This is a genomic window from Paenarthrobacter ilicis (assembly GCF_016907545.1).
Classification (GTDB): Bacteria; Actinomycetota; Actinomycetes; order Actinomycetales; family Micrococcaceae; genus Arthrobacter; species Arthrobacter ilicis.
The window spans coordinates 1696332-1716083 of sequence record NZ_JAFBCD010000001.1 but is presented as its reverse complement, the minus strand read 5'-3'; the positions used below and the strand labels follow the sequence as shown (position 1 = coordinate 1716083).

The 19752-nt window shown below is 64.8% G+C and carries 18 protein-coding genes; 6 read left to right on the top strand and 12 right to left on the bottom strand.

The window, feature by feature from the left end:
* Together JOE60_RS07845 and JOE60_RS07840 are read left to right on the top strand one after the other, a co-directional pair.
* Complete coding sequence (locus JOE60_RS07845) at positions 1-672, top strand: potassium channel family protein (RefSeq protein WP_167269002.1); 672 nt, start codon at positions 1-3, stop codon at positions 670-672.
* Entirely contained in the window at positions 672-1400 is a 729-nt protein-coding gene (locus JOE60_RS07840; RefSeq protein ID WP_167269004.1) for a potassium channel family protein, read from the top strand. Before JOE60_RS07845 ends, JOE60_RS07840 begins: the two co-directional genes overlap by 1 nt.
* On the opposite strand, the gene JOE60_RS07835 is transcribed toward JOE60_RS07840, so the two are convergent.
* From JOE60_RS07835 to dut, 4 genes are all read right to left on the bottom strand, one after another.
* A complete protein-coding gene (locus JOE60_RS07835) occupies positions 1367-2107 on the bottom strand; it encodes a DUF3159 domain-containing protein (RefSeq protein WP_167269006.1) in 741 nt (246 codons plus the stop codon). The genes JOE60_RS07840 and JOE60_RS07835 overlap by 34 nt on opposite strands.
* Entirely contained in the window at positions 2104-2424 is a 321-nt protein-coding gene (locus JOE60_RS07830; RefSeq protein ID WP_167269008.1) for a hypothetical protein, read from the bottom strand. Before JOE60_RS07830 ends, JOE60_RS07835 begins: the two co-directional genes overlap by 4 nt.
* 40 nt (positions 2425-2464) lie before the next feature.
* Positions 2465-3208 (bottom strand): DUF3710 domain-containing protein, encoded by a 744-nt coding sequence (locus JOE60_RS07825; RefSeq protein ID WP_167269011.1) that lies wholly within the window; start codon positions 3206-3208, stop codon positions 2465-2467.
* 82 nt (positions 3209-3290) lie between these two features.
* Complete coding sequence (gene dut, locus JOE60_RS07820; protein WP_167269013.1) at positions 3291-3890, bottom strand: dUTP diphosphatase; 600 nt, start codon at positions 3888-3890, stop codon at positions 3291-3293.
* On the opposite strand from dut, the gene JOE60_RS07815 reads away from it, so the two are divergent.
* The gene (locus tag JOE60_RS07815) at positions 3889-4383 is read left to right on the top strand and encodes a DUF3093 domain-containing protein (protein ID WP_167269015.1); all 495 of its coding nucleotides are present in this window, start codon (positions 3889-3891) and stop codon (positions 4381-4383) included. The two genes, dut and JOE60_RS07815, sit on opposite strands and share 2 nt — an antisense overlap.
* 6 nt (positions 4384-4389) lie before the next feature.
* Here the strand turns inward: JOE60_RS07815 and JOE60_RS07810 are convergent, their stop codons facing one another.
* On the bottom strand, positions 4390-4695 hold the full coding sequence (locus JOE60_RS07810) for a DUF4193 domain-containing protein (protein WP_167269018.1): 306 nt from the start codon (positions 4693-4695) through the stop codon (positions 4390-4392).
* A gap of 218 nt (positions 4696-4913) precedes the next feature.
* Between JOE60_RS07810 and sepH the strand changes: the two genes are divergently transcribed.
* Entirely contained in the window at positions 4914-6257 is a 1344-nt protein-coding gene (gene sepH, locus JOE60_RS07805) for a septation protein SepH (RefSeq protein ID WP_204814872.1), read from the top strand.
* On the opposite strand, the gene JOE60_RS07800 is transcribed toward sepH, so the two are convergent.
* The 4 genes from JOE60_RS07800 to JOE60_RS07785 are packed head-to-tail and all read right to left on the bottom strand — an operon-like array spanning position 6254 to position 11611.
* Positions 6254-6940: a thymidine kinase gene (locus JOE60_RS07800; protein ID WP_167269023.1), complete on the bottom strand. Its 687-nt coding sequence runs from the start codon at positions 6938-6940 to the stop codon at positions 6254-6256. The two genes, sepH and JOE60_RS07800, sit on opposite strands and share 4 nt — an antisense overlap.
* Positions 6933-8156 (bottom strand): alkaline phosphatase family protein, encoded by a 1224-nt coding sequence (locus JOE60_RS07795; protein WP_167269025.1) that lies wholly within the window; start codon positions 8154-8156, stop codon positions 6933-6935. The genes JOE60_RS07800 and JOE60_RS07795 overlap by 8 nt, the downstream gene beginning before the upstream one ends.
* Complete coding sequence (locus JOE60_RS07790; protein ID WP_167269027.1) at positions 8153-8866, bottom strand: DUF5998 family protein; 714 nt, start codon at positions 8864-8866, stop codon at positions 8153-8155. The genes JOE60_RS07795 and JOE60_RS07790 overlap by 4 nt, the downstream gene beginning before the upstream one ends.
* Before the next feature lie 57 nt (positions 8867-8923).
* Positions 8924-11611 carry a bifunctional acetate--CoA ligase family protein/GNAT family N-acetyltransferase gene (locus tag JOE60_RS07785; RefSeq protein WP_167269029.1) on the bottom strand — a complete coding sequence of 896 codons (2688 nt, stop codon included), beginning with the start codon at positions 11609-11611 and terminating at the stop codon, positions 8924-8926.
* Positions 11612-11666: 55 nt separating this feature from the next.
* Between JOE60_RS07785 and JOE60_RS07780 the strand changes: the two genes are divergently transcribed.
* The gene (locus JOE60_RS07780) at positions 11667-14183 is read left to right on the top strand and encodes a DNA gyrase/topoisomerase IV subunit A (RefSeq protein ID WP_167269032.1); all 2517 of its coding nucleotides are present in this window, start codon (positions 11667-11669) and stop codon (positions 14181-14183) included.
* A gap of 15 nt (positions 14184-14198) precedes the next feature.
* Here JOE60_RS07780 and JOE60_RS07775 read toward each other — a convergent pair whose 3' ends face one another.
* Positions 14199-14582, bottom strand: coding sequence for a VOC family protein (locus tag JOE60_RS07775; protein ID WP_167269034.1), 384 nt, complete (start codon positions 14580-14582; stop codon positions 14199-14201).
* Between the two features lie 130 nt (positions 14583-14712).
* Between JOE60_RS07775 and JOE60_RS07770 the strand changes: the two genes are divergently transcribed.
* Positions 14713-15231 (top strand): DinB family protein, encoded by a 519-nt coding sequence (locus JOE60_RS07770; protein WP_167269036.1) that lies wholly within the window; start codon positions 14713-14715, stop codon positions 15229-15231.
* Here JOE60_RS07770 and JOE60_RS07765 read toward each other — a convergent pair.
* Both JOE60_RS07765 and cydD read right to left on the bottom strand, forming a co-directional pair.
* Positions 15228-16235, bottom strand: a complete 1008-nt coding sequence (locus tag JOE60_RS07765; RefSeq protein ID WP_167269038.1) for a GNAT family N-acetyltransferase — start codon at positions 16233-16235, stop codon at positions 15228-15230. The genes JOE60_RS07770 and JOE60_RS07765 overlap by 4 nt on opposite strands.
* 9 nt (positions 16236-16244) lie before the next feature.
* Entirely contained in the window at positions 16245-19709 is a 3465-nt protein-coding gene (gene cydD / locus JOE60_RS07760; RefSeq protein ID WP_167269041.1) for a thiol reductant ABC exporter subunit CydD, read from the bottom strand.
* Between the last annotated feature and the right edge of the window lie 43 nt (positions 19710-19752).

The window sequence follows — 19752 nt, the reverse complement described above, 5'->3', positions numbered from 1 at the left end:
GTGGCTCACTTCGTGATCATGGGTTGCGGGCGTGTTGGTGCAACCCTGGCGCACACATTGGAAGATGCCGGACATTCAGTGGCCATCATCGACCAGGATGAGCGGGCCTTCCGCCGCCTGCGCAACACCTTCTCCGGCCGCAAGGTCACCGGCGTCGGTTTCGACCGTGAAACCCTCAAGCAGGCCGGCGTGGAAGAGGCCTACGCTTTCGCTGCGGTTTCCAGCGGTGACAACTCCAACATCCTGGCCACACGCGTGGCCAGGGAGACGTTCCACGTGGGCCATGTTGTTGCCCGCATCTACGATCCCGGCCGCGCGGAAATCTACCAGCGCCTGGGCATTCCCACGGTGGCGGCCGTGCGGTGGAGCGCGGACCAGGTCCTCCGACGCATCCTTCCTGAGCAGCACCTGGCAGGCGACTACAGGGAGCCCTCCGGCCGGCTTGTCCTGGCCGAAGTTGATTTGCATGAGGCCTGGATCGGACACAGCATCTCCTCGATCGAAGCAGCCTCCGGGATCCGCATCGCTTTCCTCACCCGGTTCGGCGAAGGCCTGCTCCCCCAGACCGGTACGTCCTACCAGGAAGGCGACACCGTCCACGCGATGGTGAGCCTGGACAGAACCTCCGAGACCACCCGGATCCTCGCCAAAGCACCCGCCAAGGAGATGTAGTGAAAGTTGTGATTGTTGGCGCCGGCAGCGTCGGTTCGTCCATTGCCAGGGAACTCCTGGCCCACAAGCACCAGATCCTGCTGATCGACCTGAAACCGGAAGTCATCGGCCGGAGTGGCCTGCGGGGTGCCCGGTGGCTGGTTGGCGATGCCTGCGAACTCAGCACCCTGCAGGACGCCAAACTGGAGGACGCCGACGTCGTGGTGTCCGCTACCGGTGACGACAAAGTCAACCTGGTGGTGTCACTGCTGGCCAAAACCGAATTCGGCGTGGGCCGCACCGTTGGGCGCGTCAACAACCCCAAGAACGACTGGATGTTCAATGACTCCTGGGGCGTGGACGTTGCCGTCAACACCCCCCAGCTCATGACGGCGCTGGTGGAAGAAGCAGTGGAAATCGGTGATATTGTCCGGTTGCTGACGCTGCAGACCGGCGTAGCCTCCATCGTGGAGTTCACCGTCCCCCACGACTCCCATGTGATTGGAAGTACTGTGGGTGGCATCGAATGGCCCGAGGATTCGACGCTGGTGGCCATCCTCCGCGACCAAGCGCCCATCACCCCAACCCGTGATGATGTCCTGGACGGCGGGGATGAACTGTTCTTCGTCACCACAATTGCCGCGGAGGACGGCCTGAGGGCCTTGCTCTCGCCGTCCTCCGAGTACGGTGAGAACGCTTCAGGAGGAGCCGCGGATCAGCTGTCAGAGGACGACGGCTTCGACGGCTGAGTTGCCGGTTTGGTGACCAACCACGCCACCCACAGTCCCAGGATGTACAACGGAGCCCCCATCAGCAACCTGGTGGTGGCCAACGCGGTCAGCCCCTCTTCCCCCATGAAGTAGAGGGGTATCTGCACCGCCAGGCGCAAAGCGAGCACTGCCACCACAATCCAGGTTCCCAGTTGGTAGGCGCGAAGCCGCACTGGATCCTTGCGCCACTCAAGGCCCTCGTTGCGGACAAAGCCGAACAGGAGTCCGGCAATGGGCCACTTCAGGACGATTGAGAGCACCATGGCCACAATGTAGGCCCCGTTGGTGAAGAACCCAGGGACGTAGAAGTCCTCTGCCTTGCCCGTGGTGTTTGCCAGCCAGGCAGAAATTCCGACGCCGACCACACCTGCCAGGGCCTGCGTCAGGGGACGCCGCTGGATGAGCCTGGCGACGGTAAAGACTGCCGCCGACGCCAGGGCTGCCACAAGGGCCGGTGTCAGATCCTTGGTAACGGTAAAAGCAATGAGGAATACCAGCCCTGGGACAATGCTTTCGGCGACTCCTTGGACGCCGCCCGCGGACTTCAGCATGTCCACGTGCCCGGCGCTGTTGCGCTGGATACCCGCTTTCTCCGCATAGCCTGCGGCCAGCTCAGGGATTCCCGGGCCGGAGCCGGCGCTGGGCCTGCCGTTGTCCTGGGGTTCTGATCCATTGGCCGCGGTCATAGGTGCTCCTGACGGGAAAGAATTTCGTAACGCGGATTGAACATGGCGGGAAGTCCATCCACCTGCGTGACCATGCCGTTGAGTCGAAGCCGGACCCCGGCCTCGATGCCGGGAACACGGGTTCGTCCCAGCCAGATCACACGGAGCCGATCCATGGTTTTCCGGCCGCCCTTTGTGGAAGCCGCACTCTGGCCGCCGGGTTGCAGGACGTCCACCACCACGGCCGAGAAGAACGGCTGCTGGCTGGGCGGTTGGTGCGTCACCGATTCGATGAAGCCCGTGCAGGACGCCCTGCCGCGTGCCGGGAGGTCCCGCACGCCTTCCCCCTCACCTGGCAGGGGCGTGCGGTTGGACGGGTCAGCCAATCTGCGTGATCTCCGGACCCCGCTCAGGCTGCTCCATGGCCGGCGCCTCCTGGGGTGCGCTGCCCTGACCCGGTACGGCAGCGTCCTTGGGAAGGCGCAGCTGCAGGAGTTCGCGTGGAGGCATGGGGTTGTCCCCGCGCACCACCACAACCCGGCGGAACAGTTCTTCCAGGCTGGCTGCGGCCTCCCGTTCCAGGGCTGCCGCTCCCCCGAGGACTCCCCGGAGGAACCAGCGCGGACCATCGACGCCCATGAAGCGCGCTGCCCGGAATCCCTTGCTGCCGTCGGCCGCTTCCGCCGGCAGCTTGGCTACCAGTTCGGGACCGAAGGTTCCGGCGATCTCTTCGGTTTCTCCACCTTGGCTGACCACGGACTGGGTGATCTGCTCGCGGATCTCGTCCCACAAGCCTTCAGAACGCGGCGCCGCAAAAGCCTGGAGCTGCAGGCTGGAACCCTCCAGGTCCAGCGTGACGGCCACGACGCGCTGCGTGGCTTCTTCCACCTCAAGCCTGAGCTGCAGTCCCTCAGCAGGAGCAATGAGAAGTGCACCAAGATCGACGTACCCGTCCCGGTCTTCTACTTCGTCAATGTCCAAGGGACCCTTGTCAAGACGGAAGTCCCCGCGGACAGCACCGTCACCCGGCGCCTGGCTTTCGGCGGTGGCACCTGATTCTTCGGTGGTGCCGGAGGTCTCCGACTGTTCGTCCTTGGACTTCTTGCCGCGCCCAAAAAGCATGGGATTTTCTCCTTAGTAGTGGTCTATCCCCAAGTAAACCGCAACCGGGCCGAACACCTGCAATGCGGATGGCCCACCGGTCCTAGCGACCAGCCGGGGAATGCGGTTCACCGAAGCCACCGGTGGAACCAAAGCCACCGGCTCCGCGGACAGAATCGTCCAGGTTCTCAACGGGGACGAACCGTGCGTACTCCACGCGCTGGATCACCATTTGTGCAATTCTATCGCCGCGCTTGAGGGAAATGGCATGCTCTTGGTCAGTGTTCAAGAGCGTCACGGCAATCTCACCGCGGTAGCCTGCATCCACGGTTCCCGGGGCGTTGACAACCGTCAGCCCGTGCTTGGTGGCCAGTCCGGAACGGGGATGGATGAGTGCCACGAAGCCGTCAGGCAAGGCCATGGAGACGCCGGTAGGAACCAGCTTCCGCTCACCCGGAGCCAGGAAGACGTCCTGACGGGCCCGCAAGTCCGCACCGGCATCGCCCGGGTGCGCGTAGGAGGGTGCTTCCAGCCCGTCGTCGAGCATTTTCAGCTGGACAGCCAAGGTAGGGGCACCATATGCCGTGGTGGTAGCACTGCCAGCGGCATCTGCCGCGGCTGCTTCGGAATTGATTGCTGTGGTCTCGTTGCTCACAGTCCTCCATTCTACGGGGCACCCGATGGACCGATAAGCTGGGGCCATGCCTACGCCTGACCAGTCCTCCCCCGTGCCTGCCCGGAACTCTTCCTCCACCCCGGGGGTCCTGTACAGCGAAAAGCTGTGGCCATCAGTGTGGATCTGGATTGTTGTGGTGGGGCTTTCGAGCGCCGGACTGCTCATGTTCGGCCCCATCAGCGCCACGGCCGGAATCATCGCCGCCCTTGCCCTCTTGGCCATCATGACCACCATGTTGGTGCTGTCCACCCCCACGATCTCAGTCACTGAGGACTCGGTCCGGGTGGGCAGGGCCAGCATCGAGCGCAAATTCGTGGGCTCTGCAGAAGCTTTCAGGAAGGGCGAGGCCACCGCGGAGCGCGGGCCCCGCCTGAACGGACTGGCCTACATGTGCTTCCGCGGCTGGATCGACCCCGTGGTGAAGATTGAAATCACCGATCCGGCAGACCGCACGCCGTACTGGCTGGCCTCCTCCCGCCGGCCGGAGGAACTGGTGTCGGCGTTGACCAACGCCAAGTAAAGGGCTTCACTCCTGGCTTTCGCACTCCCGGCAGTACAAATGTCCTCCACGCTCGGCAGCCATCTGGGACCTGTGCTTGACCAGGAAACAGTTGAAGCACGTGAATTCATCCGCTTGGGGAGGCAGTACCTGGATCAGGAGCTCCTCGCCGGATAAGTCCGCTCCGGGCAATTCAAAGGCATCGGCCAGTTCGGCTTCATCGACGTCAACTGCCGGTGATTGCTTCCCGGGCTGCCGTGTCTTCAGCTCCTCAATGGAGTCCGCGCCGGCATCCTCTTCGGTTTTGCGGGGCGCATCGTAATCCTTAGCCATTGTGCAGCTCCCTCCTCCATAACTGTCAGGTCCCTGCCCGGTATCGGCCAGATTTTCCTCCCATGCCACGCGGTTGTCCAGAGGTATGCGCACCCGGCGAACCCACGATCACCAGACTTCAGGGGCAATATCACGGCACGCCCTTGCACCTAGTAGGAAAAGAGCGCAGCTGGTGGCAGAGTTTCGACTGTCAGTTATGCCATGTGGTGGAGGGTGTTATGCAGGATCTACGACTGGTAGGCGTCCACGACGATGGCGGACATCTGCTCCTGAGCGGCCCTGGTGGCGCCATGTTCCAGCTCCCCATCGACGAGGCCCTCCGGGCTGCAGCGAGCCGGACCCCTGCCCAAGTGGCGGCACGGGCGTCCAATACCCCCATTGTTATGTCCCCGCGGGACATCCAAGCCAGGATCCGCAGCGGCGCAACCGCTGCGGAAGTCGCTGAGTTGTCCGGGCTCCCCCTGGCCAACGTCCAGCGTTATGAAGGACCCGTCCTGGCTGAGCGCGAGTACGTGGTCCGCCAGGCGCGGGCCATCGAGGTGGCCTCACCCGCCGGTGGACAGGACATGTACCGATCAGCTTTTGGGGACGCTCCTGCCACTCTCGGCGACATGGTGGACCACCGTCTTTCCGCCCACGGCATCGATACCTCCACGGTGGAATGGGATTCCTGGCGCCGTCCGGACGGTTCGTGGACCGTCGTCGCGCGTTTCGAGGAAGCGCAAGGCACCCACGGCAGCATCGGCGAGGAACCACCCGCCATGTGGACTTTCAGCCCCCAACGCAAATCCCTTCAGAACGCCAACCGCTGGGCGCAGCAACTCAGCGAGCTGGAGCCTTTGGACGGACCGGTTCCGGCCCGCAGGCTGGCAGCGGTCTCCGACCGGCCTTTCGACATTGAGAGCGATGCCGAGTCCGCAGCACGGACTGCCGCCAAGGACTCGGACAGCCTGTTGGAAATGCTCCGCTCCCGCCGCGGGCAGCGGCTGGGCGTGGACGAGGACGCCGACGATGCCCTGGCTGTTTTATTGAGCAACGTCCCTGCTGCGCATCCGCGGCCCGGCGACGAGCAGGCTGCAGTAAGTGATGCAACCGAACCCGAGGAACAAGAAGCTGCACCAGCGGCCGAAGAAACGGGCCGGAAGGAACGTCACTCCATGTTGTCGAGGCTAAGCCTGGCGCCACGGCATCACGATGACGAACCTGACGATGCCCTGAAGCTTCATAACGGAGTCAGCACCGAAACCCGGGAAATCACAGTAGTGGCCAGTCCGCTGCGCCCGGTGACCTCGCTGGCAGGCCGTAAGCCTGCGGGCTTGGATGAGCTCCTGGGCGGCGGATCCACCCAAGCGTTGCCCACCGAAGCGGCGCCCACCGAGGACACGGCATCTGCGGGAGACGCAGGGGATGGATCGCCGTCCGACGACACCCCCACGTCCGGCGCAAAGGAAGCCCCGGCGTCAAAAGAAGGGGAAGCACCTGCCGAACGGCAGCCATCCAGGCCCAAGCGGTCCAGTATCCCCAGCTGGGATGAGATTGTGTTCGGAGCCCGGGGAGACTAGCTGGCCCCCGGCCACAAACAGGCGTCGATGTCGAAAGGCAACGGCTGGTCTGCGCCCGCTGCCATCACATTGGCACCATGCGCGGTGACCCTGCGCATATAGTGCCGGCGGCACAGCGTTTCATAGCCCACGGTTCCCGGATCAGCGGCGCCGGGCGCGACGTCCCCCACCATGACCTGTTCACCCTCCACCACCATGATGCCGTTGAGCGTGCGGGCGTTCTGGGTAGCCCTCCGGCCGCACCAGCACAATGCCTCAACCTGCAGCACCTGGACTTTGTCTGCCAGTTCAATGAGCCGCTGGGAGCCCGGGAACAACCTGGTCCGGAAGTCCGAGGTGATGCCGAACGCGAAGACATCCACGTCCATCTCATCCACCACGCGGGCCAGCTGTTCAACCTGTGGGGGCGTGTAGAACTGGGCTTCGTCGCAGATAAGGTAATCCACTCGGAGTCCACTGGTGCGCCGAACCACCACTTCTTCCCAAAAATCGGTGGTGTCCTCCACTTCCACGGCATCGGTCTGGAGGCCCAGCCTGCTGGAGATGGTGGAATCCCCTGCGCGGTCGTTGCAGCTGAACCGCAATCCCCCACGACCGCGGGCCCGGTGGTTGTAATCCATCTGCAGGGCAAGCGTGGACTTACCGCAGTCCATGGTGCCCGAAAAGAAAATCAGTTCAGCCACGCTTGCCCTTTTTGCCGGCGGCGGTGAAATGCAGGAAAGGCACCTCGCGCTCTGCCTTGGTCAGCGAGCCGTGCTGGCCCACCACTTCCAGGGACGTGGGGCGCACGCGGCGCGTGTCGTACAAAGCCAGCGTGTCCCGGGCGGCGATCATCACATCGCCTATCCGGGGCCGGACTTCAGTGCTGACGTCGCCAAACAACCCGGCGCTGATCGCCTGATCCCTGCTGAACGCCCAAATCCGTTCGCCAAAGCGCTTGCGCCAGGCAGCCAGCAGGGCCTCCGTGTGCCCGGCTGCGGCGTCGGGCTCCAGGTAGAGGTGCACCATGCGCGGCTCGCCCGCCGTATGCCGTACACCGGCCACCAGGGCCGCGTCAGCGGAGTAGTCAAGGCGCTGGGATTCGGGCACGTCCAGCATGCCATGGTCTCCCGTGAGCAGGATGGACGTTCCCTGCGGCAGTGTGGCGGCGAGCCTCTTGACCGTGGAATCGAGTTCTTCCAGCTGGTGTTCCCATCTGTCGGACTGGCAGCCGTACCGGTGGCCCGCCTTGTCCAACTCATTGACGTAGAAGTACATCAGGGTTTTGTTTCCCGCGGACATGGCCTCGGCGGCGGCGGCGGTGCGCGCGTGGAGGCTGTTTCCCCCAATGAAGCGGCCGCCGCGCAGAGCTGCCTGCGTCATGGGTGAATTCCCGAACTGGGGAAGGCTGACAGTCACAACATCAAGCTCTGAGGCCACTTGCTCGAACACGGTGGGATGGGGTTGCCACTGGGCGGGGTCAACCTGTGCGTCCCAGTTCCCCAAGAGGTTGACCACTTTGTCCTGCGCGGGATCCAGGACGTCGTAGCCCACCATGCCGTGTTGCCCGGCCGGCAGGCCCGTCCCCAGGCTGGCCAGTGATGCTGCCGTGGTGCTGGGGAAAGCCGCGTCAATCCACGTGGGGATGCTGCCCTGCCCCTGGGCCAGCACGGAGCGCAGGAACGGGGTGTGGGACGACTTCTGCTTGAGCAGGTTCCGGCCCAAGCCGTCGGCAAGCACAACACAAATACGCTGTGCCGGTGGCAGGCCAAGATGATTGGCGAAGCCCGGCAAGCCGAGGGCCGCGGCAGAGCTTGTGAAGACTTCCGCTATGGATTTACTGCCGTACAGCGGAGGCGACGGAAGCTCCGGCCCCTGTCCTGCCGCAGTGCCGGGGTGGTTGTCCGCAGGATCGCTCAACGCTGGTGACCGCGGCTCAGCCGGTTGCTGAATACGCCGGAACGGGGCCTGGGCGCGGGAATGGTGGCGTGTTGGACGGGCGCCGGGTTTCCCGTGTTGACCGCGCGGAGGGCACGGGCAAAAAGCTTGGCATCCTGAACAGCCTGGAGACCGTCGGCTTCGGCACTGATGCGCAGGACGATGTCTTCCTGGGCAATGGTGCCGGTGTACCCGTGATCGGCCTCGCACTGCGGATCACCGCAACTGGCGGGTCCCATGTCCAGCCGTTGGCCGCCGGACCAGGCTATGGACACAGTCATTTCCCGGACGGGATCGGACGACTTGTAGTTCTGCGGCTGGGAATACATGTAGCTGAGCACCACGGAGCGGATCTGGGAGACCGGCACGGACTCAGTGGACACCTGGGCCACGATTTGCTCGCCGGCCTCGTCCAACTGCTGGTCGTCAACATGCGTAATCACCAGCATGTCCTCGGTGAGCACCAGTACCGTGATGTGGCGCCGGACCTCGGCACGGTCAAAGTGGGTCTCCAGGTGGACCAGGTGGGAGAGGCACTCACGCCCGTCCAAAGCGTCGTCGACGACGTCTGCCACCATCCGCGGGTAGAAGGCGGCCTGTTGGAGTGCTTGTTCCAGGCTTTGGCCCTGCGCATTGTGGTTGTGCCCGGTGGTGGACGGACGGGATTGAGGCGTCGGAGACTGGGTGCTCATTCACCCATTTTCACAGATCGCCGGGTGACTTCCTAACTGTGGAGCACCGTGCTGTGACTAACCACGCATGGCCCGGCGGGCACTGTCGGTCCGTTGGGCCGCGTTGCCGATCCACACGTCCGCGCCCAGGATGATGGCCCCGGCGGGTCCTGCCAAAACAGGGTTGAACTCCACCAGCGCAATGCCCGGGTGGTCATCTTTGAGCTTGGCAAGCCGCGCCGCCACGTCCTCCAACGCTTCAATGTCCACAGCAGGCAACCCCTGGTAGCCAAAGAGCTTCCTGGAGGCCCTGGGCGATCGGATGAGGTCGTGCAGGTCAGCTGCCGAGAGCGGCGGAACCCGGTGCGCCCAGTCATCCAGGAGATTGACGGCGTCACCGGCCAGGCCGAAGGACACCACGGGTCCCAGCAGCGGATCTTCCATGGCCCGGAAGGTGCAGGCCTGTCCGACGGGGGCCATGGCTTGGACCTCAAGGGCGGGCGACCCGTAGGGCTCCAAAGCGCGCCGCATCTGTTCGATGTTCTGGCGCAGGGACGCCGGATCCTGGATATCCAGCCGGACTCCGCCCAGGTCCAGCCGGTGACGGAGGGCAGGATCGGTGGTCTTCAACACCACGGGCCACCCCACCGTTTCGGCGGCCTCTACAGCTTCCTCCGGCGTTCTGAAACCGATGGTGGGCACCACCTCGATGCCGTAGCCGGCCAACAAAGCTGCTGCAGCACCGGCGTCGAGCTTCCTGATTTTCTCTCCGGTGACACCGGCCAGCATGGCCGCCAATGCCTCATGGGTGGCCTCGGCATCGCAGCCGGCAGGCTCAACAAAGAGACCCTGATCGCGGTCCCGCCACTGGGCGTAACGCACCACCGCTGCGATGGCGGCCACGGCAGCTCCCACGTTGGAGTAGCAAGGAAGGAGGGCGCCGTTACGTGGCCCCACCATTCCTTCGGCATGGATGGCAGGGTCCAGGATGCCGGTGAAGACGGCCACTACGGGTTTGCCTGCCTCGGCAGCGCACTCTGCAAGGACTGCGGCGAGCGCCTCCACAGTGAGCCCACGGGCGGGCAGCAGCGCGGCGACCACTGCGTGCACGGCGTCGTCCGTCAGGCTTTGGCGGAGGCTGGCCTGAAAAGCGGGCAGGGCCAGGGACATGCCGGCGTCCAGGTCCACGTCGGTGACCACGCGCTTGATCTCCAATCCCAGGGCATTGGAGGTGTCGGTGACCACCCTGGCCAAGGCTACTGAGTTGGAATGGACCGCCACTCCGGGGCCCTTGGGCAGTTCCTGTGAGGAGACTATCTGGGCGATGTCCATGAGTTGCTCAATTGTTTCCACCCTGATCACGCCGGCTTGGCGCATCATGGCATCCACGGCGGCCCCTGGTGCCTGGGTGGTGCGGACTTCATGTCCTGGCGGGAGGGTCAGTCCGGTGACGTCGGACTTGGCAACAATGACCGGCTTGTTCCGGGACAGGCGGCGTGCCAGGCGGGAGAATTTGCGGGGATTGCCGATGGATTCCAGGTAGAGGCCCACTGCGGAGGTGTCGGCGTCGTCTTCCCAGTACTGCATGGCGTCGTTGCCGGAGACGTCGGCCCGGTTGCCGGCGGAGAGGAACGACGACAAGCCGAGGTGACGGCGGCTGGCGGCCGCGTAGACCGCCACCCCAACGGCGGCGGACTGGCTGAAAAGGCCGAGGCTCCCCCGCGGCGGCATGGTGGGTGCCATGGAGGCGTTGAGGGAAACGTCCGGGTGGGTGTTGAGGATTCCCAGCGATTCGGGTCCCACCACGCGCATGCCGTTGGCCCTGGCGCGACGCACCAGCTCGTGCTGGCGTGCCAAGCCTCGTTCGCCGTCGTCCGCGAACCCGGCAGTGGCCACCACCAGGCCTCTGACGCCGGCTGCGGCGCACTGATCCACTACCTTGGGGACTTCGTCGTAGGGCACGGCGATGATGGCCAGTTGGACGGGATCGGGGATATCCGAAAGCTTGGCGAAGGACATCATCCCGGCCAGTTCGAAGGCTTCCGGGTTGACGGCATGGACCGGCCCTTTGAATCCACCTTCAATGATGTGTTCCAGCAGCTGGGAGCCCACGGCTCCCCACTTCCTGCTGGCTCCGATAACGGCGATGGACGACGGCGACAAGAGGTCGCGGACGCTTCTTGCCTCGGCGCGGTGCTCACGTGACTCCATCACGGCACGGGATTTCTCGGTGGGGTCGATGTTGAACTCGACTGACACCACGCCATCGTCGAACTGGCGCTTGAGGTCGTAGCCCGCGTCGGCGAAGACCATCAGCATCTTGCGATTGTCCGGCAGGACTTCGGCCGTGAAACGCCGGATGCCGTTTTCGCGGGCCGCCACGGCCAGGTGTTCCAGGAGGATCGAGCCGATGCCCCGGCCCTGGTGGGCGTCGGAAATGTTGAAGGCCACTTCGGCTTCCGTGGGATCATCCAGCCGGTCATAGCGACCGATTCCCATGATCTCCCCACCGATGGTGATCACGAAGGCCACGCGATTGACGTGGTCCACCTCGGTGAACCGCCTCACTTCCTTGCCCGAGAGCCTGGGCTTGAAGGAGAAGAACCGCATGTAGATCGATGCCTGCGATTGACCGGCATGGAACGCCTGCAGGGCCTCTGCGTCCTGGGGTCTTATGGGGCGGAGGTGGGCTGTGCCGCCGTCGCGCAGCACGACATCGGCCTCCCAATATTCCGGATAAATGCCGACGCCGGACTGATCCACCATAGGCTTAGCCTAGCTAAAACATCCGCAGGACAACTTTCGAGGATTTACCGACCCCATGGCCCGCAGCCAATCTTCCGCACGCAAAGGCGAGCCCCTCGGCGATTTCACCGAGAACATCGTAGATATTGACGTCACTTCAGAGATGGAAGGCTCCTTCCTGGAGTACGCCTACTCAGTGATTTATTCGCGCGCCCTCCCTGACGCCCGTGATGGCTTGAAGCCCGTACAGCGCCGCATCCTTTACATGATGGCTGATATGGGCCTGCGGCCTGACCGTGGCCATGTCAAGAGTGCCCGCGTTGTGGGTGAGGTCATGGGTAAGCTGCACCCCCATGGCGATGCCGCCATCTACGACGCCATGGTCCGCATGGCCCAGGACTTCTCCCTCCGCCTGCCTCTGATTGACGGCCACGGCAACTTCGGTTCACTCGACGACGGTCCGGCAGCCCCGCGTTATACCGAGGCCCGCCTGGCAGCTGCTGCGTTGACCATGACGGACCACCTCGATGAAGACGTGGTGGACTTTGTCCCGAACTATGACAACCAGCTGACGCAGCCGGATGTCCTGCCCGCCGCGTTCCCCAACTTGCTGGTGAACGGGACCACCGGCATTGCCGTGGGCATGGCAACCAACATGGCCCCCCACAACCTGGTGGAGGTGATCGCTGCGGCCCGGCACCTGATTGCCAACCCGGACGCGACGCTGGAAGAGATCATGAGGTTCGTCCCCGGGCCGGATCTGCCCACCGGCGGCCGCATAGTGGGCCTGGACGGCATCCGGGATGCCTACGCAACGGGCCGTGGCTCCTTCAAGACCCGCGCCAAGGTTGAAGTGGAGCAGCTTTCGGCCCGACGCACCGGGCTGGTGGTGACCGAACTGCCCTACATGGTGGGTCCGGAGAAGGTGATCGAGAAGATCAAGGACGCCGTCAACGCCAAGAAGCTCACGGGCATCAGCGATGTGGTGGACCTGACCGACCGCAACCATGGCCTGCGTTTGGTCATTGAGCTGAAGAACGGGTTCAACCCCAACGCCGTCCTTCAGCAGCTGTACCGCTACTCGCCCATGGAAGATTCGTTCGGCATCAACAACGTCACCCTGGTGGACGGCCAGCCCCAGACCCTGGGGCTCCTGCAACTGCTCCAGGTGTACGTGGAGCACCGCCTCACAGTGGTGCGCCGCCGCACCGCCTTCCGCCTGGGCAAAAAGAAGGACCGCCTCCACCTGGTGGAGGGCCTGTTGATCGCGATCGTGGACATTGACGAGGTCATCCAGATCATTCGGTCCTCGGACGAAGCGTCCGCAGCACGTGAGCGCCTCATGTCCATCTACGACCTCACCGAGATCCAGGCAAACTACATCCTGGAGCTGCGCCTCCGTCAGCTGACCAAGTACTCCCGGCTTGAATTGGAGAAGGAGCAGGACGAGCTGCGCCGCGAGATTGAGGCCCTGGAAGCCATCCTGGCCTCCGATGAACTGCTGCGGGACCTGGTCTCCGGCGAGCTGGCGGTCATTGCCGAGAAGTACGGCACGCCGCGTCGCACCGTCCTGTTGGAGTCGGAGGCTGTTTCGCCAACAGTGGCGGCCGCCTTGGCTGCCTCGACCCCCGGGCCCAAGGGCAAGGCTGCTGCCCTGCCCCTGGAGATTCCGGACGATCCGTGCTGGGCGTTGCTCAGTGTCTCGGGACAGGTGGCCCGCACCTCGAACCAGGAGCCGCTTGCCGAGGCCGGCCCGCGCGCCAAGCACGATGTCTTCCGTTCCGTGGTGAAGACCACGGCCCGCGGCGAAATCGGCGCCGTGACGTCCCAGGGCCGGATGCTGCGGCTGCAGGTCATGGACATGCCGGCTCTACCCCCGGTTTCCGGCCTGCCGAACCTTGCAGGCGGCGTACCTGCCAAGGACTTCATCACGTTGCTCAAGGGCGAGGCGCTGGTGGCGTTTGTTCCCCTTGATTCCGTTCTGGCTGTTGGCACGGTGCAGGGCGTCGTGAAGCGCGTCCAACCGGATTACCCGTTGAACCGCGAAGATTGGGAAATCATCGCCCTAAAGGACAAGGATTCAGTCCTCGCTGTTGAACCGGCGCAGGCGGACGACGTCGACCTCGTCTTTGTGTCCAGGCAAGCCCAATTGCTTCGGTTCAGTGCGTCCTCCGTCCGTCCGCAGGGACGCACGGCAGGAGGCATGGCTGGCATCAAGCTTGCTGCCGGTGACGAGGTCATCCACTTCGGCGCCGTGCGCGCAGACGATCCCGCCGCCGTCGTGGTGACCATTGCCGGGACCGTGGGCGCCCTCCCGGGCACAGCCCCCGGAACCGCGAAGGTGACAGCGTTTGAAGAGTATCCCGTCAAAGGCCGCGCCACGGGTGGCGTACGTGCGCACCGCTTCCTTAAGGGCGAGGACACCCTGCTGATGGCATGGGCAGGGCATGGGCCTGCAAAGGCCTCGTCACTGGCAGGCGTGGCGCGGGCACTGCCCCATGAGCACGGCCGCCGTGATGGCTCGGGTGTTCCGTTGTCCCAGCCGGTGGAAGCAATCGGGCCAAGCATGGCGTGGAGCGACGTCGCCGGCTAAGACAACCTGGTTTGATCAGCCGTTCTGGTTGAGGCTCAGGATGTTTCCTTCGCTGTCCAGGAACCACGCTGCAGCGCTGCCATCGGGCATGGTGGCGACGCCGTTTTCTGTTGTCAGGCCGGGGAAATCGTAGTCTTCGAACGTCACGCCCTTGTCCCGCAGTTCGGCAACGGCGGCCGCGACGTCGGTGACCATCCACCCCATCTGCGTGTTTTTCGCCGAGCCTGCGTTCGGCGTCTGATAAATGAAGAATCCCGTCCCGTCACCGCACCTGTACTGGAGGTTGTCGTCGGCGTCGGGGTTCTCCGGTTCAAGTCCGAGTTTCTCGCTGTAGTAAGCGCGCGCCCGGGCAATGTCCTGTGCCGGTAAGACGGCACCAACCTGCTGATCTTTGAGCATCTCTTTCTCTTTTCCGGCTCTCCTCCCGGAACGAACTTTACTCCTGGGCCGGTGGCGAAGAAATCCAAAAATGACAGCCATTTTCGGGACGCCGGACTGTTCACGGGACGCCGCAGCTTAGACTGGCCGCATGCCAATCATTCCTGACGAAAAAGACTGGACCTGGGTGCTGACTGCTCCCTGTCCGGAGTGCCTTTTTGATCCCTCAACGGTGACCCCGGCCACCGTCCCAGGCATCGTGGTGAACATGCTGCCCCGGTGGCGTGCGGTCCTGCGTCGGGACGATGTTGATGTGCGGCCCGATGATCAAACGTGGTCCGGTCTTGAGTACGCGTGCCATGTCCGGGACGTTTTCAGCCTGTTCGACCAGCGGCTCAACCTGATGCTGACCGAGGACGACGCCAGGTTCGAGAACTGGGACCAGGACCAGGCCGCCATTGATGGCGGATACTCGGCAGCTGATCCCCGGACGGTAGCCGAAGAGCTCGAGACAGAGGGCAACGCCATCGCGGAGTCCTTTGCCCGGGTTCACGAGGAGGATTGGCCGCGGACGGGAACGCGCAGCAATGGATCCTCCTTCACGGTGCTGACGTTCTCGCGGTACTTCCTCCATGACGTGGTCCACCATTTGCACGATGTGGACGGCTAAAGCATCCTCTCCCACGTCATACTCCGGGTCACCGGGGCGTAACCCATTCCCAGATACAGCTCCAACGCTCCCGTGGGATTGGCCGAGTCCACATCCAGTGAAGCCACGTCCATACCGGCGGCCGCATACCGCTTCATGGCGTCCGCCAGGAGGGCTTGGGCTATTCCCCTGCCCCGGTAGTCCCGCCTCACACCCAAAAGTTCCGTATACCCCTCCTTGTATCCCCGCTCCCGGGCAGACGCAGGGTCATGGCTGGTCAACTGGTACCCGGCCACTTCCCCGGAACCGCTGTCCATGACCACTGCGCTGAGGTCGTGGCGGGCCGTGGGTTCCTCGACGGTGAAACGCCAGGATTCCTTGTCCCTGGGTTCACTGCCCCAGTGGTCGCGGAATGCGTCGTTGTGTGCCTGCCGCACGGGTTCGAACAGGCCCGGTTCGAGGGTCCGCAGTTTCAATCCGGGTGGCAGTACCGCTGCGGGCAGCTCCACGGTGAGTTGGCGGTGCATTTCGTTGAACCACCTCACAGCCGCGTAGCCGTGGCCTTTCAGCAGCGCAGCCTGGTGCTCGTGCTGCTCCTCCGTTTGGACCCGTAACCGCGGCGGTGCCTGCGTATGCCCTGCGGCGTTGTCCGCTGCGAAACGGCGGCGGGTCTGCCCTTCCTGCCAGAGCAGCACGGCGGAGCCTACGCCGCGCCGCTGCCATTGTGGATCCACGCACGCCATGCCTGTGGCTTTGTCCCCTTCAGGGTTCTTGGAAATGCGTCCGTACGCGCGCGCAACGCCATCCTGGTCCAGTCCCAGCAGCGTGTTGCTGTGGGCTGGGTTCTTGGTGGATTCCAGGACGTGGACAAGGTCACCCCGCTTTTCGTACCAGACAGGATGCTCGACGGCGGCGGTGCGGGCGATCAGGTCCGCCCAGTTGTCGAGGTCCTCCCCCGAAGCGGCCCGCCATTGCAGTCCGGTGGCGTTGGCGTCGGGCAGGTGCTGTGCGGATTCCTGGGACATGGCAACAGGCTACTGAGGTGCAGGGCGTCCCACCAGTTGCGACCCACCCCTGGACGACCCACCCCTGGACGACCCACCTTTGGACCACCCACCTTTGGAGCTGTCCAGCTGCGGAGCGGCAGTGAGGTGGAGCCTGGCGTCCGCGGGATCCATATCGTCGGGGTTGTGGGTCACCAGCACCACGGTGACGTCCCGGAGGCCACGGCGGAGGGTGGCCATCAGTTCGCGTGCGGCGCCCGCGTCCAAGTGTGCAGTGGGCTCGTCCAGCAGGAGCACCGAGGCACCGGTCAGGAGGGTGCGTGCCATGGCCAGCCGCTGGCGCTCTCCCCCACTGAGGCGGGAGCCGGCGGGACCGATCCTGGAGTCCAACCCGTCGGGCAAGGTGTGCACCAAGGCGTCCAGCCCGACGTCGGACAAAGCCTTCATCATGTCCGCTTCGCTGGGCTTTTCCTTCGCAGGCCTCCCCAACAGCAGGTTTGCCCGGATAGTGGAGTCGAAGAGGTGGGCTTCCTGGGGGCACCAGGCAGCCTTTCCGGTCAGGTGCACGGTCCCGGACTGCAATGGCAGGAAACCAAGCAGCACTGACAGCAACGTGGACTTGCCGGCCCCTGAGGGTCCCGTGACGCTGAGCCACCGTCCGGGCTCCGCTACGGCTGAGATACCGGAAAAGACCTCAGGCCCGCCAGGCCAAGCGGCAGCAGCGTCCTTTAGCTCAAGCCCGGCGGCGCCGGGCCTGTCCGGCAGGATGCGGATGCCGCCGTCGACCGTCTCCGGTTCCTCGTCCCCCGGAGGATCAAACGCACCGGATTCCGCGATCCGGGCCAGCACGGCTGCGAGCGCCGGCGCCTGACGAACGGCTGACACGGCACCGCCGAATGCTTCAACCAAGGCCAGCTGCATCAGCACAATGACCGCCGCCAGTTCCGGGGCCACCGTTCCGTCCATCACCGACGGTGCACTCAACATGCCTGCCCACAGGGCCCCCAGGGTGCATCCCAGGACGATGACTCCCTGTCCCAATCCTTCGGCCCAAGCCGATCTCTGGGCAGAGAGAGTTGCGGCGCGGTCCTTGGTGCGCAGCGTCTGGAGAACGGGTTCGCCGACTCCGTTGGCCGCGAGGTCCGCCCGCGCATCAAGGGCTGCGGCGACGCCGCGGAGCACCACCGAACGCATGCGCTGTTCGGCATTGGCGGCGTTGCGGTCCGCAACGACAGCCAGGAGCGGTGCGACCAGCAGACCGACCACCACGGTTGCCACGACGGCCGGAACAGCAGCAGGGAGCACCATGACGGTGGCCACCACGGCTGCACCGCCGACACCCACCGCAGTGAATACCGGCAGTGCCACCCTGGGAAGGAGGTCCCGGAGGGTGTCAACATCGTCCACGATGGAACCCAGGACGTTACCGCCCTGGAGGAGTCGTCGCAGGGAGAGGGCGCGCCTGCTCAGTGTGGCCCACAAGGCTCCGCGAAGCCGGGTCATGGCTGCAAAGACGGCGTCGTGGGTCAGGAGCCTTTCGCAGTAGCGCAGGACAGCCCGTCCAATGCCGAAGAACCGGACTCCGACTATTGCCCCCAGAAGGTAGAGGATGGGTGGCTGTTCGCTGGCGCGGATGATCAGCCAGCCCGAAAGCCCGGACAGGGCTACGGCGAAGAGGGCCGCGAGGACGCCGACCGCACCGGCAGCAGCGAACTTCCCCCGGACAGGGTTCAGGATGCGCAGGAGCCGGGCCAGGCTCACCGCCGATGACCGTCGACCCTGGGCGTTTCCAGCGAATTCTGCGATGTGGCGTGGCTGCGTGGCGGCCGGGCGGTCGGCGCTGGACAACCCGTCAACGCTGCTTGCAGGATCCACCGTGGGCGGGTGGGCAAGTGCAGGCGCAGCGGATCGTTTGCTTCCCACCTGTACCAGATGATCGGCCAATGCCCGGGTGGCGTGGTCGTGGGCAACCAGGACCACAGTGACCCTCCCCCGCAAACCCTGGATGGCCCCTCGCACCACGTCGGCTGAGTACCGGTCCAGGTGGGCTGTGGGCTCGTCGAGCAGCAGCAGCGTGGCGCCCGCTTCCACGCGTGCGAGTCCACGCGCCAATGCCACCCGCCGGAGTTCGCCGGGGCTGAGCTCGGCAGGGTGCTTGCCGGCCAAGTGCCCGGCGGAGACTTCTGACAGGACCCGCCGGGCAGCGTCGCTGATAGTCGCGTGCGGGCCTTCCAGCCCGTCCAAGTACAGTTCGACCTCTTCCTGCACGGAGTCCGCCGTCATCACAGGGTGCTGCGGCACCCAGGCCACCGCTGGAATTCCGGTGATGCTTCCCTGCACCGTGGTGCCGGACCCCGGGCCGATCAGCCCTGCCATCACTGCCAGGACCGTGCTCTTGCCGGAGCCGCTGTCCCCGTCCAGTGCGGTGACGCGCCCTGCCGGCGCAGTGAAGTTCATGGGCCCGACGGCGGCAGTGGACCTGCCTGCGTATGTGACCATGAGCCCGGTGACCACTGCGTCCGTTGGTCCACCGCCTGAACGCCCACTGACGCCGTGGTGCAGCGGGGTATCCAGGACCTCATTGGTGGTCTGCAGGGCATCCCGGCCGTCGTCACTGGCGTGATGGGCTGTACCGAGCTCCCGCAGGGGCAGGTAGCAGTCAGGGGCGAGGATCAGTGCCAGCAGGCCCGCTTCAAGGGCCATGTCACCGGCTACCAGGCGTACGCCGATGAAGACAGCCACCACCGCCACGGAGATGGTTGCTATGAGCTCCAAGGCCAGGGCAGACAAGAAGGCAGTCCGCAGGGTGCCCATGGTGCGGTGGCGGTATTGCTCGGAAATGTCTTCAAGGGCTGCACGTTGTTCGCTGGCCCGGCCCAGGCCCACCAAAACGGGAAGGCCTTTGGCCAGCTCCAGGATGTGGCCCGAAAGACGCCGCAGGGTGCTCTGCGCTTCCCGCACACTGTCCTCGGTATGGCGGCCGATCAGCACCATGAACAATGGAACCAACGGGACCGTCAGCACTATCACCACGGCACTGACCCAGTCAGCGAAGAGGATGCGCGCCCCCACCAGCAATGGCACCGTGACGCAGTTGACCAAGGCCGGGAGGTACTGCGTGCAATAGTCGTCCAGCGCATCCAGGCCGCGCGTGGCAAGGATCGCCAGCCCGCCGTCGTTCATCCCCTCAGCAGGCTTGCCGCCGTCCGCAAGGGAGTGCCGCAACAACCGTGCCCGCAACTCCTCCTTGACGCCCAACGCCGCACGGCGTGAAGCCACCCCCTGCGCCCACACCGTCAAGGAGCGCAGGACCGCTCCTGCTGCACCCCACACCAGTCCGTCGGCCCAGTCCCCGGACCCGGAAGCCAGGCCCGCCAGCATGCCGGCCACCGCCTGGGCCATCAACACCAGGGACAACGCCTTCAAGGCAGACAACACGCCAATACCGTAGAGAGCGGATCGCGTGGCCGGGCCGGAAGGAAACACTGGTTTCATCGGTAACTGGGCTCCTGGTGTGGGCTGGTGCGGGTACTCAGCG

Excerpts from the sequence above, each read along its gene's own strand:
- JOE60_RS07835 (WP_167269006.1), bottom strand. The coding sequence starts at position 2,107 with ATGACCGCGGCCAATGGATCAGAACCCCAGGACAACGGCAGGCCCAGC.
- JOE60_RS07825 (WP_167269011.1), bottom strand. The coding sequence starts at position 3,208 with ATGCTTTTTGGGCGCGGCAAGAAGTCCAAGGACGAACAGTCGGAGACC.
- JOE60_RS07815 (WP_167269015.1), top strand. The coding sequence starts at position 3,889 with ATGCCTACGCCTGACCAGTCCTCCCCCGTGCCTGCCCGGAACTCTTCC.
- dut (WP_167269013.1), bottom strand. The coding sequence starts at position 3,890 with ATGGCCCCAGCTTATCGGTCCATCGGGTGCCCCGTAGAATGGAGGACT.
- JOE60_RS07810 (WP_167269018.1), bottom strand. The coding sequence starts at position 4,695 with ATGGCTAAGGATTACGATGCGCCCCGCAAAACCGAAGAGGATGCCGGC.
- sepH (WP_204814872.1), top strand. The coding sequence starts at position 4,914 with ATGCAGGATCTACGACTGGTAGGCGTCCACGACGATGGCGGACATCTG.
- JOE60_RS07790 (WP_167269027.1), bottom strand. The coding sequence starts at position 8,866 with ATGAGCACCCAGTCTCCGACGCCTCAATCCCGTCCGTCCACCACCGGG.
- JOE60_RS07785 (WP_167269029.1), bottom strand. The coding sequence starts at position 11,611 with ATGGTGGATCAGTCCGGCGTCGGCATTTATCCGGAATATTGGGAGGCC.
- JOE60_RS07780 (WP_167269032.1), top strand. The coding sequence starts at position 11,667 with ATGGCCCGCAGCCAATCTTCCGCACGCAAAGGCGAGCCCCTCGGCGAT.
- JOE60_RS07775 (WP_167269034.1), bottom strand. The coding sequence starts at position 14,582 with ATGCTCAAAGATCAGCAGGTTGGTGCCGTCTTACCGGCACAGGACATT.
- JOE60_RS07770 (WP_167269036.1), top strand. The coding sequence starts at position 14,713 with ATGCCAATCATTCCTGACGAAAAAGACTGGACCTGGGTGCTGACTGCT.
- JOE60_RS07765 (WP_167269038.1), bottom strand. The coding sequence starts at position 16,235 with ATGTCCCAGGAATCCGCACAGCACCTGCCCGACGCCAACGCCACCGGA.
- cydD (WP_167269041.1), bottom strand. The coding sequence starts at position 19,709 with ATGAAACCAGTGTTTCCTTCCGGCCCGGCCACGCGATCCGCTCTCTAC.